General features: G+C 72.7%; 12 protein-coding genes. 4 read left to right on the top strand and 8 right to left on the bottom strand.

Translation table 11 applies throughout. From position 1 onward, the window contains the following. Positions 1 to 6 precede the first annotated feature (6 nt). The 4 genes from ACYVK7_RS23715 to mraZ all read right to left on the bottom strand — a co-directional run bounded on the left by ACYVK7_RS23715 (position 7) and on the right by mraZ (position 4247). Complete coding sequence (locus tag ACYVK7_RS23715) at positions 7 to 2148, bottom strand: peptidoglycan D,D-transpeptidase FtsI family protein (RefSeq protein ID WP_460890185.1); 2142 nt, start codon at positions 2146 to 2148, stop codon at positions 7 to 9. After that, positions 2145 to 2573: a hypothetical protein gene (locus ACYVK7_RS23710; protein ID WP_460890184.1), complete on the bottom strand. Its 429-nt coding sequence runs from the start codon at positions 2571 to 2573 to the stop codon at positions 2145 to 2147. The genes ACYVK7_RS23715 and ACYVK7_RS23710 overlap by 4 nt, the downstream gene beginning before the upstream one ends. Further along, a complete protein-coding gene (rsmH, locus tag ACYVK7_RS23705; RefSeq protein WP_460890183.1) occupies positions 2570 to 3607 on the bottom strand; it encodes a 16S rRNA (cytosine(1402)-N(4))-methyltransferase RsmH in 1038 nt (345 codons plus the stop codon). Before rsmH ends, ACYVK7_RS23710 begins: the two co-directional genes overlap by 4 nt. Before the next feature lie 169 nt (positions 3608 to 3776). Then, on the bottom strand, positions 3777 to 4247 hold the full coding sequence (gene mraZ, locus ACYVK7_RS23700) for a division/cell wall cluster transcriptional repressor MraZ (RefSeq protein WP_460890182.1): 471 nt from the start codon (positions 4245 to 4247) through the stop codon (positions 3777 to 3779). 401 nt (positions 4248 to 4648) lie between these two features. On the opposite strand from mraZ, the gene ACYVK7_RS23695 reads away from it, so the two are divergent. The 3 genes from ACYVK7_RS23695 to ACYVK7_RS23685 are packed head-to-tail and all read left to right on the top strand — an operon-like array spanning position 4649 to position 9320. Further along, positions 4649 to 5698 (top strand): AAA family ATPase, encoded by a 1050-nt coding sequence (locus tag ACYVK7_RS23695; protein ID WP_460890181.1) that lies wholly within the window; start codon positions 4649 to 4651, stop codon positions 5696 to 5698. A 20-nt stretch (positions 5699 to 5718) separates the two neighbouring features. Then, the gene (locus ACYVK7_RS23690; RefSeq protein ID WP_460890180.1) at positions 5719 to 7032 is read left to right on the top strand and encodes a DUF58 domain-containing protein; all 1314 of its coding nucleotides are present in this window, start codon (positions 5719 to 5721) and stop codon (positions 7030 to 7032) included. Beyond that, positions 7029 to 9320, top strand: coding sequence for a transglutaminase family protein (locus tag ACYVK7_RS23685; RefSeq protein ID WP_460890179.1), 2292 nt, complete (start codon positions 7029 to 7031; stop codon positions 9318 to 9320). The genes ACYVK7_RS23690 and ACYVK7_RS23685 overlap by 4 nt, the downstream gene beginning before the upstream one ends. Positions 9321 to 9477: 157 nt before the next feature. Here ACYVK7_RS23685 and ACYVK7_RS23680 read toward each other — a convergent pair whose 3' ends face one another. The 3 genes from ACYVK7_RS23680 to ACYVK7_RS23670 form a co-directional block, all read right to left on the bottom strand. After that, positions 9478 to 9903, bottom strand: a complete 426-nt coding sequence (locus tag ACYVK7_RS23680) for a DUF3040 domain-containing protein (RefSeq protein ID WP_460890178.1) — start codon at positions 9901 to 9903, stop codon at positions 9478 to 9480. Between the two features lie 106 nt (positions 9904 to 10009). Continuing rightward, on the bottom strand, positions 10010 to 11251 hold the full coding sequence (locus ACYVK7_RS23675; protein WP_460890177.1) for a DNA polymerase IV: 1242 nt from the start codon (positions 11249 to 11251) through the stop codon (positions 10010 to 10012). Positions 11252 to 11357: 106 nt separating this feature from the next. Then, positions 11358 to 11825 (bottom strand): SAV_6107 family HEPN domain-containing protein, encoded by a 468-nt coding sequence (locus tag ACYVK7_RS23670; protein WP_460890176.1) that lies wholly within the window; start codon positions 11823 to 11825, stop codon positions 11358 to 11360. A gap of 100 nt (positions 11826 to 11925) precedes the next feature. Here ACYVK7_RS23670 and ACYVK7_RS23665 point away from each other — a divergent pair, with 100 nt between their 5' ends. Next, positions 11926 to 12939 (top strand): spermidine synthase, encoded by a 1014-nt coding sequence (locus ACYVK7_RS23665; protein WP_460890175.1) that lies wholly within the window; start codon positions 11926 to 11928, stop codon positions 12937 to 12939. Positions 12940 to 13014: 75 nt separating this feature from the next. Here ACYVK7_RS23665 and ACYVK7_RS23660 read toward each other — a convergent pair whose 3' ends face one another. Then, positions 13015 to 13218 (bottom strand): cold-shock protein, encoded by a 204-nt coding sequence (locus ACYVK7_RS23660; RefSeq protein WP_020016705.1) that lies wholly within the window; start codon positions 13216 to 13218, stop codon positions 13015 to 13017. Between the last annotated feature and the right edge of the window lie 122 nt (positions 13219 to 13340).

The raw sequence follows: 13340 nt of genomic DNA, 5'->3' as shown, positions 1-13340 counted from the left end.
AGGGACTCACCACTCGGTCTTGAGTCTCCGGTCGCTGTTCTTGCTCGGCGGCACGTCCATCTTCTGCAGCGTGAACCCCATGACGTCGCTGAACACCGGGGCCGCGACGTCACCACCGTAGATCGAGCTGTTCGGGCTCTTGAGGAACACGGACACCGTGTACCGGGGATCGTCAGCCGGGGCGACCCCGATGAACGAGGCCATGTAGGTCCAGCCGTTGCCCGCGGGCATCTGGGCGGTACCGGTCTTGCCCGCCACGCGGTACCCGGGCACCACGGCGTTGGTGCCGGTACCACCGTCCTCGGTCACGGCCTCCATCATCTCCACCACGGTGTCGGCCGTCTCCTCGGAGACCACCCGCTCCCCCGGCTCGCGCTCGGCCGGCGTCACGGTGCCGTCCGGGCTCTTGGTGCCCTTGAACAGCGTCGGCGTCATCCGCACCCCGCCGTTCGCCACCGTCGAGAACACGCTCGTGGCCTGCATCGCGTTGACGGAGAGGCCCTGCCCGAACAGCACCGCGTACTGCGTGCGGCCGTCCCAGTCCGCCACGTCGGCGGGCGGCATGAGGCCCACCGACTCGCCCGGCAGGCCCAGCCCCGTCGGCTGGCCGAAGCCGAACCGCTGCAGGTACTCCTGCCGCTCCACGAGCGGGATCTTCTCCCCCACCTGGACGGTCCCGGTGTTCGACGACTGCGCCAGGACGCCGGTCAGGGTGAGCCGCTGCACCGGGTGGTCGTGCGAGTCGTGGAAGGTCTGGCCGTTCGGGGTCGTGTACGTGTCCGGCACGGTGAACCGGCTGTTCGGGTTCCAGTAGCCGCCCTCGAGAGCGGCGGCCATGGTGACCACCTTGCCCGTCGACCCCGGGTCGAACACGTCCTTGACCGCACGGGACCCGCCCGCCACCGCCGACGTCGACCGGTCGTTCGGGTCCACCGCACCGGAGTCCGCGAGCGCGACGATCTCGCCCGTGCGCACGTCCTGGACGATCGCGATGCCGTACTCGGCGCCGGAGGAGCGCTGGGCCTCGTCGATGGCGTCCTGCGCCTTCCACTGGATGTCGTGCACCAGCGACAGCTGGACGTCGTCGCCCGGCACGGCGGGTACCGACTCCTGCCCCGCCGCCGGGATGCGCAAGCCGTCGAGGCTGCGCTCGTAGGTGTCCGAGCCGGCCGTGCCCGACAGGATGTCGTCGTACGCCGCCTCGATGCCGCCGCGGCCCGTCTGCTCGTGGTCCACGAAGCCGACCAGCGAACCGCCCACCGTGCGCGAGGGATACGTCCGCCGCGAGGTGAGATCGGTCCGGATGTACGCGCGGATCTCGAGGTTGGAGATGGCGCGCTGCACCTCTGGCACCACGTTCTTGGCGAGCACCTCGTAACGGGACTCGCCCACGAGCTGCGCCGCGAGCTCGTGCCTGGGCACGTCGAGGATGGGGGCCAGCAGCTGGGCGATGCCCAGGGCGCCGTCCTCCACCTTCCTCCCGTCGACGTGCGGGCGGCCCGCTCCGCTGAAGTCCTTGATCGCCTTGGGGTCGGCGACGACCGTGTAGCGGTCCACCGAGGTCGCGAGCGTCACACCGTTCGCGTCGGTGATGTCGCCGCGGTGCGCGGGAGTCACGGCGGTGGCGGTGCGCGCCGCCTCGGCCTCCGCGGCCAGGCTCGGCCCCTCGATGAGCTGCACGTGGACGAGCCGCACCAGGAAGACGAGCACCACCACCGCGGCGAGGCCGACCAGCCACCGCTGCCGGATCTCCGGGCGCCCCGGCCGGGGCGGCAGCGGGCGCGCCACCCTAGACCGGGCGGGCCGGGGCTGAGCCGGGCCCTTGCGGCCACCCTCGGGTGCCTGAAGACCCAGCCGCGTGCTGGTCGCACGGGGCTGGGTCCTGGTGGGTGACGTCCGCTTGGGCTGCGCCCCTTTCGCCGAGGCGTTCTTGCGCTGCGGGGCCGGCCTGCCCTGCGGGGCCGGCTGCTTGCGCTGCGGGGCCGCGCCCTGCTTGCGCTGCGGGGTTGCCGCCTGCCGTGGCTTGCCGTCGCCCCGCGCGGGCTGGCCGGTGCGGGGCTGGCCCGTGCGGGGTTGCGCGGTACGGGGTCCGGCAGCGCGCCCCGTCGGGGTGCGCTGCCGGCCCGAGCCCGACGTCGGCCGGGTCACCGGTCTGTCCCCTTCACCACCTTGCCGGTACGGAGACTGACCATGGTCGGGTTCTCCGCCGGCACCATGCCGAGGCTGCGGGCCTTCTCCGGCAGGCTCGTCTCCGCGGCGCTCAGGTCCTCCTGCAGCCCCTGCACGTCCTGGGCGGTCTGTGCCACCTCGCCCTGCAGCTCGGACATCTCGTAGGAACCGCGGGCCAGCGTGGTGTTCAGCACCAGCACCGCGACGAGCGAGACGACCATGAGCGTGGCGCACAGCACGAGGAACGGCACCCGGCTCTTCGAGTGCAGCGGCGCGCGGACGACGTCCAGGCGGCGGCCTCGCTGACCGGCGCCACCTGAGATGGCGGTCAGCGGAGCCCTGCGGGTACGGGGCAGCTCGGCGGGACGGGCGGCGCGGGCCGTCGCAGCAGTGGAAGCGCTCATCGGCGGTCCTCCTTCGCGGTGTGGTGCTGGGTGGTGCGGTCGATCAGGTGGTCGGGCGTGGGCCGCAGGCGCCGTGCGGCGCGCAGCCGGACCGACGCCGAGCGCGGGTTGCGCTCCAGCTCCTCGGCGTCTGCCTCCTCCGCGCCCCGGGTGAGCGGCTCGAGGTAGGGCTTGTGGGTCTCCGGCTCGACGGGCAGCCCGGCCGGCGCGGACGACGTGGTGCCCTGCGCGATGGCGCGCTTGACGATCCGGTCCTCCAGCGACTGGTACGACTCCACGACGATCCGGCCACCCACCGCGAGCGCCTCGATCGCGGCGGGCACGGCGCGCTCGAGCACCTCGAGCTCCCCGTTCACCTCGATCCGCAGCGCCTGGAACGTGCGCTTGGCCGGGTGGCCGCCGGTCTTGCGGGTGGCAGCGGGGATGCTGGCCCGCAGCAGGTCGACGAGCTCGCCGCTGCGGTCCCACTCCCGCTCCGCCCGACGCCGGACGATGTTCTTCGCGATCCTGCTCGCGAAGCGCTCCTCGCCGTACTCCCGCAGGATGCGCGCGAGGTCGCGCTCGTCGTAGGTGTTGAGCACGTCGGCGGCGGTCAGCTCCTGGGTGGAGTCCATCCGCATGTCGAGCGGCGCGTCCTGCGCGTACGCGAAGCCGCGCTCGGCCTCGTCGAGCTGCAGCGAGGACACCCCGAGGTCCATGAGGACACCCTGGGCCGCCCCGCCGGCGTGCTCGTCGACGACGTCGACGATCTCGTCGTAGACGGCGTGCACCGGCGTGAAGCGGTCGCCGAACCGGGCCAGCCGCTCGCCCGCCAGGGCCAGCGCCTGCGGGTCCCTGTCGATGCCGATCACACGTGCGGTCGGGATCTGCTCCAGGACGGCCTCCGTGTGGCCACCCATGCCGAGCGTGCAGTCCACCAGCACCGAGCCCGGCTCCGTGAGGGCCGGCGCGAGCAGGTCGACGCAGCGCTGGAGCAGCACCGGGAGGTGGCGGTCGGCGGCGTCGCCGCCGGTGCCTGGTCGGTCGTCGTTCATCGGTGCCTCCTCTCGTGCGTCGTGCTCTGCTGCGTCGTCCTGCCCTGCCGGACCGGCCTGCGGGGCCGGGCCGTCCGGTCAGGTCTCCCTCCGCACGGTTCCGGCGGCGGGGAAGTGCGCCGGATCCTGCGGGAGGAGGCCTGGCCGTACGGCCGCCTGCCTCGCCTGCCTAGAAGCTCAGTCCGGGGAAGATCTCCTCGGCCTGATCGATGTAGTCGGGTTCGGTCTGTTCCTGATATGCGGACCAGGCTGCTGCGTCCCACACCTCCACGCGGGTACCGACCCCGATCACGACCACTTCGCGATCCAGGCCTGCGTACTCACGCAGGTGCGTCGGGATGGAGACCCGGCCCTGCTTGTCCGGTACTTCGTCGCTGGCTCCCGCCAGGAAGTTTCGCGTGTAGTCCCGCGCAGCCTTGCTCGTCACCGGCGCCTGCCGGATCTGGGTGTAGATCTGCTGGAACTCGTCCATCGGGAGAAGAAAGAGGCACCGCTCCTGCCCTTTGGTCATGACCAGACCGCTGGACAGTCGCCCCCGGAACTTGGCGGGAAGGATCAGTCGGCCCTTCTCGTCCAGCTTCGGGGTGTACGTCCCGAGAAGCAGGCCCAGACCCGCGAAACCTTCTGCTGTCGCAGTCATGGGCCAACACCTCCTCTCGCTCCCGCACACTCCACGCTACTCCACTTTCCACCACCACACTCGGAAAAACGATGGGGAGAACTGCCCACCGTCCCTCAATGTGCAGGTCAAAGAGGTAAAGGCCAGGTGGAGGAAATTCATGTCCGGCGTGGCGTGGAATGTCGGACTAGCCAGCCCGCAGCCGCGCTCTCGCCAGCATCCGCAGGCCTGGCAGGGGGCCGATTCGACGAGGTAAATCAAGGTCCGGGATCTGTGAAGACCGCGTGATGCAGACAACAGAGTGCTTTACATCTCTACTACGCTGGACCAGCCGGGAGGCGTCGGCCGCCCGGCTTCGACCCGGTGCGTCCACCGCGCCAGCAAACCGGCCTGTCGACTCGGCCCTGATGGAGGTTCTCCCCTTGCACACGGAACCCGCCCCGCCCGGCCTCGCGGACAACCACTACAACGGCGGGGCCACCCCCCAGGCAGTGCCAGCACCGGGCGCACTCGACGAGCTGGTCGAGACCATGGCTCGTGTCCGCGGAGCGGTCGAGTCGGTGGTGACGGGGCGGCCGGGGCTGGCCGACATCACGCTCGCCGTGCTGCTGGCCGAGGGCCACCTCCTGGTCGAGGACGTGCCGGGCGTCGGCAAGACGACGCTCGCCAAGGCGATCGCACGGAGCATCGACTGCCACGTCGGCCGCATCCAGTTCACGCCGGACCTGCTGCCGAGCGACCTGACCGGGGTCAACATCTTCCGCACGGGCAGCCACGAGTTCGAGTTCCGGCCCGGCCCGGTGTTCAGCAACATCGTCATCGGCGACGAGATCAACCGCGCCTCCCCCAAGACGCAGTCGGCGCTGCTGGAGTGCATGGAGGAGGGCCAGACCACCGTCGACGGCACCACCCACCAGCTCCCCCGCCCCTTCCTCGTGGTGGCCACGCAGAACCCGGTGGAGATGGAGGGCACGTACCCGCTGCCCGAGGCCCAGCGCGACCGCTTCATGGCGCGCATCACGGTGGGCTACCCGGACACCGACGCCGAGATCCTCATGCTCGACCGGCAGGAGGCCAGCACCCCGCTGGCCCACCTGCAGGCCGTCACCGACGGACGCTCGATGCTGCGCTTCTCCGAGATCGTGCGGTCCCTGTACGCGTCTCCGTCGGTCAAGCGGTACGTCGTGGCGCTGGTCGGCGCGACCCGCGAGCACGCCGGACTGCGGCTGGGCGCCTCGCCGCGCGCGTCGCTCCAGCTCCTGCGCGCCGCCAAGGCCATCGCGGCCATGGCCGGCCGCGGCCACGTGCTGCCCGACGACATCCAGCGGCTCGCCCGGCCCGTCCTGGCGCACCGGCTCATCCTGACCACCGAGGCCCGGCTCAGTGGCGTGACCCCCGAGACGCTCGTCGACGAGCTGGTGCAGCGCACACCCGTGCCCGCCCTCGAGCCCGCCGACCGGCGCCAGTTCTGAGCGGCCGGGGCGACCAGCTCATGAGGTGGCGTGACACGCTCGCACGGATCAGCCGGGTCCGCCTGACACCCCGCGGTATCGGAGCGGCCTGCCTGGGCGGTGCGCTGGTGCCGCTCGGACTCGTGCTCACCCTTCCCGACCTCGTCGGGCTGGGCGCGGCGGCCCTGCTCGCCGTGGGGGTGTCCTGGGTGGCCATCGGGACCCAGCGGCTCGAGTCCGGACGCGGCGCCCTGCACGTGACCCGTGCCGTGTCCCCGAACCCCGTGGTGCGCGACCGGACGGCGGACGTCAGCCTCCTCGTCGCCGCGTACCAGGCCAGCGGCGCCGCGTACGAGCGGCTCTCGCGGCTGCGGCTCTCCGAGCAGGCGGCGCACGAGCTCGCGGGGCACCAGGGGATCCGCGCCAGGGTGTCCGCGCGGGCCGACCGGATCACCGTGCACTACTCGCTCACCCCGACCCGGCGCGGCCGCTGGTCGCTCGGCCCCCTGCTCACGACGCGGACCGACGTGTTCGGGCTCGTCCGCGCGACCCAGCCGCTCGGCAGCGCGACGCACGTGCCTGTCTGGCCGCGGACCGTCGAGCTCGCCGTGCGCACCCGGTCGGTGGGCGACGTCGACCACTCGGCCACCGGCGCGCGCCTGCAGTCGAGCGACGACTCCGTGCTGCGCGAGTACGTGGCGGGCGACGACCCGCGCCGTGTCCACTGGGCCAGCGCGGCCCGCCGGGGCCAGCTCATGGTCCGGGCGGACGAGAGCGCCGGCGTGCGCCCGGTGACCGTCCTGCTCGACCGCTCGCTGCTCCCGCACTGGCAGGAGTCCGGCGGCCCCCGCCGCCCCGCCGCCGTGGACGACGGCGAGTGGGCGGTCGAGCTCGCCGCCTCGATCGCCACGTCGTTCCTCGACGCCGGGCACCCCACCCGCCTGCTGACCACCTCCGTGGCGCCCCGACTCGAGAGCGAGCGGTTCGCGACCACGCGGGCCAGCCGGTCCGCGCTGCTCGACGCCTGCGTCGACATCCGCGGGCACCGCGGTGCCGCGGAGGGCCACAACGCGACAGGCACCACCGCGCGGGCGCTCCGGCTTGGCCGGACGGCCGGCGAGATCGTCATAGCGGTGCTGGGCCCGCACGACCCCGAGGCCCGCCACGCCCTCGCCGCCCTGGGCGTCGAGGGCACGTGCTGGGCGCTCCTGGTCTCCCCGCGGGGTGCGGGGTTCCAGCACGAGCTCGACGAGACAGTCGCGGAGCTCCGCGCCTCCGGCTGGCACGTCAGCACCTCGGAGCCCCGGACCGACCCCGAACGCGCCTGGGCCCTGCTCGCGGAGCGTGCGCTGTGATCCCCGCACACCGCGGACCGCTGGTCCGTACGGTCGCCTCCGGCATCCTCGTGGCCATCGCCGTCATCACGTCGATGCACGCGCTCACCCTCGTGATCGATCCCGGGCCGTGGCTGACCGCCGGGACCACCGGCGTCATCCTCGTGTCCACCACCAGCGCCGTCGTGCGGTACCTCCTGATCCGCGCGGCCGTCGACCGCGCCGCCGTGCGCCGTGCCGCCGGCCAGGGGCCGAGCGCCGACCGTGCCGCCGACCGGGCGTCGGGCAGCGCGTCGTTCGTGGCGACCGCGGCCGGTGTGGTGGTCGCGTTCTGGTACGTGCTCGCTCGCTACGGCGGACCCGGACAACGCTTCGAGCCGTTCGTGGGGCCGGACTCCCTCGACCAGGTCATCGAGCGGTTCCGCCAGGCCACCGAGACCATGAGCACCCAGGTAGCCCCCGTCGGCCCGGACGAGGCGATCAGCATGGTCGCCGTCGGCGGCACGCTGCTGGTGCTGCTGGTGATGGACTCGCTGGCCGGCGCCCGGATGCCCGGCTTCACCGGCGTGCCCCTGCTGCTCCTGTGGACGCCACCGCTCACCCTGATCGGCGAGGTCCCGTGGCTGGTCTTCGTGATCAGCGTGACCGCGATGCTCCTGCTGCTCACCGTCGACCCGGTGGGCGTGACCCCCGGCCGGCACAGCGACTCCGACTCCGCGGCGGTACGCCGTGCCCAGCGGTTCCGCTCCTGGATCACGGCGCTGACCTCCGTGGCCGTCGCCGCCACGTCGCTCGGCGTCGCGACGGCCATGGCCTCGCTGCCGGCCCTGGCCGGGACGTGGAACCAGCTCATCTCCACGCCGTCCGACACGGTCGAGCTGTCGTCCGAGCTCGACATGCGCCAGCCCCTGAGCGCCCGCTCCAGCAGCACCGTGCTGACGTACACGGTGGCCGAGGACGACACCCCGGGCCCGCTGCGCGTCATGACCCTCACGGCGTTCGACGGCGTCCAGACCCGGCGTGCGGTGCCCGACGGCGGGCTGGCGGAGTTCGACTCCTCCCGCGTCCTCGCGCCCGAGGGCGAGGGCGCGGTCGGCGAGGGGCGCCGGATGGACATCGAGATCGGCCAGCTCACCGGCACCGAGCTGCCCGTGCCGCTCGAGCCCCGGTCGATCGGCGTCGAGGGCGCCTGGGGCTACGACGCGATCCGCGACGAGGTCCGCGGCGACGGCACCGAGCCGGGCGCCCGGTACCGCGTCGAGGTCGTCGACCGCGAGCTCACGCCGGAGCGGCTCCGCTCGGCTCCGGCGTCCGGGGACCCGCGGTCCGCCGGCTACACCGAGGTGCCCGACACCGAGCACCGGGACGAGATCGCCGCGTACGCCCAGGACGTCGCCGGCGACGCGGCCACGAGGTTCGACGCCGTGGTCGCCCTGCAGAACCACCTGCGCTCCGGCGAGGGGTTCGTGTACAACCCGGACGCCGACTACCGCGGCTCGTCGGACACCGTCTGGGACTTCCTGCAGAACCAGGAGGGCTACTGCACGCAGTACGCCCTCTCGATGATGGTCATGGCCCGCAGTCTCGACATCCCCGCCCGGATCGGCATCGGCTGGCTGCCCGGCCGCCCGGACGGACAGGGCGGTTACCGGGTCACGGGCCAGGACTCGCACGCCTGGCCGGAGATCTACTTCCCGACGGTCGGCTGGGTACGGTTCGAGCCGACCCCCCAGGTCCAGACGGGTCCGCTGCCCTCGTACGCGAACCCGGGTGTCGGCAGCGCACCGAGCGCAGCGCCCACACCGTCACGCGCCAACGAGGTGCCCACACGGCAGCCGACCCAGGCGCCCGAGCAGTCGGAGCCGGGCGCCACGGCGGGTGGCTCGACCGGAGGCACCGAGGTGTCCGACCGGACGCTGCCCGGGTGGGCCTGGGTGGTGGCGACAGTCGTCGGGCTCGGCGTGCTCGGCGGAGCAGCCTGGCTGCTGCTCCGCCGGCGCACGGAGGTCGAGGTGCTCGACCCGGAGCTGGCCTGGTCCCGCGTGCTGGCCCTCCTCGCCGAGCAGGACGTGCGACTCGGCCCGTCGGTCACCCTGCGCAGGGCGCCGGCGTTCATCGCCGACGAGGTCCGGACCCGCACGGGCTCGGCCCTGCCCGACGACGTCACGGAGCGCCTCACCGCGCTCGCCGACGCCGCCGAGGAGGAGCGGTACGCCCGCCACGCGACGCCGCCCACCGCCGAGGAGCTCGAGGAGCTCACCACGTCGGTGACGGCGGAGCTGACGACGGCCCTGACCCGCAAACCCTGACACCCCGTCGGGGTGGCGCACGAACAGACAGGAGCCGGGCCCCGCGGGGCCCGGCTCCTGTTCGTGTGGCTGTCAGTCACACCTCGCTGTGCCTGTCACGCACACGGGTCGGTGGCCCGGTCTTGGACCACCCACTATCGGTCGATGGGCCGGTGACCTAACGACCGCCCTGGTTGCGCCGGTTCTCCCAGCGCTCCTCAAGACGGGCGAGGAAGCCGCCTGAGCGACCACCACCCTGCCGCTTTCGGGGCTTCCGTGCTCCCCCCTGTGGCGGCTGGACCGTGCCGTCCTCACCGACGACGCCGACCGGACCGTCCTGCTGCTTCTTGCGCGGTCCGAGGAACGCGAAGACCACACCCGCGAACATCAGCACGAAGCCGATGGCACCGAGCCAGGTCTGTGACGTGGCCGCACCGACGACAAGAAGTAGCAGACCGACGATGACGCCGGCCCCGGACAGCACATAGCGCAGCGCGTTACCCCGACCTGTGGACTGAAGCGTATTAGCGAGCCGCGGGTCGTCTGACGTCAGAGCACGCTCCATCTGCTCCAGCACCCGCTGCTCGTACTCGGACAGAGGCATCGAGACCCCCGGATCTCGCAAAGGAACAGTGTCCCTTCCAGGATAGGACGACCCGGCCGTCGTTGGTAGTCGACATCCCGGGCATACCAGCGACTATAGGGGCAGATCAGTAGAGATGCGTTCCGTTCTTGCGATGTACACCCAGGTCGATCGCCGTTTTTCCAAACTTCTCACGCACGGCGTCGAGCGCGAGCTCCGCCTCCCGCTGCGCTCCCGAGCGTGGATCCACGGCTTCTTCGAGCGTCGGCTGCTGCGCGGATCCGCCCCGTTGCTGGAGATTCTCGGCCCGCACCCCGACCAGACGCACCGGCAGCCCGCCCAGGTCGACGCCCGCGACGAGCTCGCGCGCGACGAGATAGATCTCGCGCGCGACGTCGGTGGGGCCGTCCAGTGTTCGCGATCGGGTGAATGTCGCGAAGTCGCTCGAGCGCACCTTGACCGACACCGTGCGAGTCATCACACCCTGGTGCCGCAGGCGCGCGGCGACCCGGTCGGCCAGCTCCAGCACCCGTCGGCTCACCACCACGGTGTCGTCCTGGTCGGTGTCGAAGGTGGTCTCGGCCCCGATGCTGTGCTCGCGGTGCTCCGGGACGACCGGGCGCGGGTCCCGCCCCCACGACAGGTCGTGCAGGTGCGCACCGCTGACCCGGCCGACGGCGGCCTGCAGGCTCGCCAGGTCCGTGTGCGCCAGCTCGGCGACCGTGGTGATGCCCCACGCGGCGAGGGACTTCTCCGTCTTCTCCCCGACCCCCCACAGCGCACCGACCGGCAGCGTGTGCAGAAAGTCCACGGTGGCCTGGACGGGCACGAGCATCAGCCCGTCCGGCTTGGAGTGGGTCGAGGCCAGCTTGGCGACGAACTTGTTCCGCGCGATACCCACGGAGGCCGTCACGCCGTGCTCCTCCTCGATGCGGCGGCGCAGCGCCGCGCCGATCACCGTGGGCGGACCCAGCCGCCGGCGGGCACCGCTCACGTCGAGGAACGCCTCGTCGACGCTGATCTGCTCCACGAGCGGGGTGACCTCACGGAGCATGCCCATGACCGAGCGCGACACGTCGCGGTAGAGGTTGTGGTCGGGCCGGACCACGGTGGCCTGCGGGCACAGCAGTCGCGCACGCGTCATCGGCATGGCGGACCGGACACCGAACGCCCGCGCCTCGTAGGTCGCGGCCAGGACCACGCCGCGCTCCTGCCCGCCCACGATCACCGGCAGCCCCCGCAGCTCCGGGCGCCGGGCCAGCTCGCAGGACGCGAAGAACGCGTCCATGTCCAGGTGCAGCACCGAGCAGCCGGACTCGTCCGACCCCCAGTGACGTCTCGCCGCCGCTGACCGCGGCCCCTTGCTCACGAACGTGCTCCGTCCTTGCTGTCGCTCGGCGCTCCCCGCCGTCGATCCCGGCTGTCTGCCCCGCCGTGCGGAGCGGGCACCGGTGGCCCGCTCGCGCACTCGCCGGTCACGAGGCCTCTGGCACCAGGGTCAGGCGCTGTGCCGAGAACCCCGCGTGCGGGTCCACGAGCATCGCCACCTCGTCACGGAAGTCCTCGGCGCAGGCGAGCAGCTCGTCCGCCCGCGCGGGCTCGACCTGCTCGGGACGGCCGGCGTCGACCGCGGCCCGCAGGGGCGCCCCGGCGGCGAAGTAGCCCGACCAGGCCGCCAGGTCCGGCTCGGCGTGCGCCAGCATGTCCCACACCGTCCGCGCGCCGGAACGCGCCGACGGGCGGCCACGGAGCGCCACGACGGCGGCCGCCGAGCGGATCGCGGCGAGGTGCGCGTGGACGAACCGGTCCCCCGAGTCGGCCGAACGCGCCGCCTCGGCCAGCTCCGCGTCCGCCTTGCGCAGCAGTGCGCTGACGCCCGGCGGGACCGCGCGCGGCACGAGCATGCGCGCGGAGACAACGTCCCGTGCGCCCTGAGAGTGCATGCTGCCCATCTCGAACCTCCGATCGAACCCCTTGTGCGACACTATCGAACATACGTTCTATCCTGTCAAGCGGTCCACCGGACCGGGAGACACTGTTCCCATGGCCCGCCGCTCCGCCCGACGCCGCCCATCCTCCTCCGCACCACTGACACTCCCCGCCGAGCTGCCCGTCGGCCCGGTGCCGATCAGCACCGGCACCGCAGAGGTGGTTCGCGACCAGGACTTCCCGCAGCGGGTGACACTGCACGTCAACGGCGTGCCCAGCTCCAGCCTCGACCTCGCCGACCCCGGTTTTCTCGACTTCGAGTACATGCAGCAGATGGCCGCCTTCGTGGCCCTGCTGCCACCGGGACCGCTCCGGGTGCTGCACCTGGGCGCGGCGGGCAGCGCCTTCGCCCGCCACGTGGAGCACGAGCGCCCCGGCTCCCGCCAGCTCGGCGTGGACCTGGACGCCCGGCTCCTCGAGCTGGTCCGCGAGTGGTTCGCCCTGCCCCGCGCTCCCCTGCTCCGGCTGCGGGCCGACGACGCCGGGCGGTCCCTGTCCTCCGCACGCGACCGGTCCTACGACGTGGTGGTCCGCGACGTCTTCGCGGGGGACCGCACGCCGGCGCACCTCGTGGGCACCGGGTTCGCCGCGCAGGCCCACCGGGTACTGCGCCCCGGCGGCGTCCTGCTGGTGAACTGCGCCGACAAGCCGCCCCTCGCGACGGCCCGCCGCGAGGTCGCGAGCCTCGCGGCCGCGTTCGGGCCGGACGCGGCGGCCTCCGGCCGGCTCGCCGCCGTCGCAGAGCCCGGGATCCTCAAGGGACGCCGTTACGGCAACCTGGTTCTCGCGGCCGTCCGGGAACTGCCGGAGGGCACGTCGCCGGACAGCGGGGGCACCGAGGGGCCGGAGACCACCCAGGACGCCGCACAGGGCCGCCTGGCGCACGACCACGGCGCGGTGCGCCCCGACCTGCGCGACGCCCGTCTGGGGCGCGCCCTGCGCACGCTCGCCGTTCCCGCCACGCTCCTGGTAGGCGACGACGCGGTCGCGTTCGCCGGCACCGCCGCACCGCTGGAGACCGCCGCACCGCCGGAGGCCGCCCGACCACCGGAGACCGCCGCACCCTGACTCGACACCAGCCACCCGGGCCGGGCACGAGAAAGGCCGCCCTCCCGAAGGAGGGCGGCCTGTCTCACGAGCACGTCAGAGCGGGACGACTGCTTCCGCCTGCGGACCCTTGGGACCCTGCGTGATCTCGAACTCGACCCGCTGGGCCTCCTCGAGAGACCGGTACCCGTTGGACTGGATCGCGGAGTAGTGCACGAAGACGTCGGCGCCGCCGCCGTCCTGGGCGATGAACCCGTACCCCTTCTCCGCGTTGAACCACTTCACAGAACCCTGCGCCATGCTGTCCTTCGACCTTCCGTCCGGGATCCGGCGGCGGGCCCGTTGCCCACCCCCGTGCCGCAATGCTTTCCCCGCTTGCACACGACACGGCGGACGTGGCCTTGGTAACTCACTGCAACGTG

It is taken from the genome of Promicromonospora xylanilytica (assembly GCF_054782895.1).
Note: the sequence above shows the minus strand (reverse complement) of the source record. Positions and strands in the feature narration are given on the sequence as shown.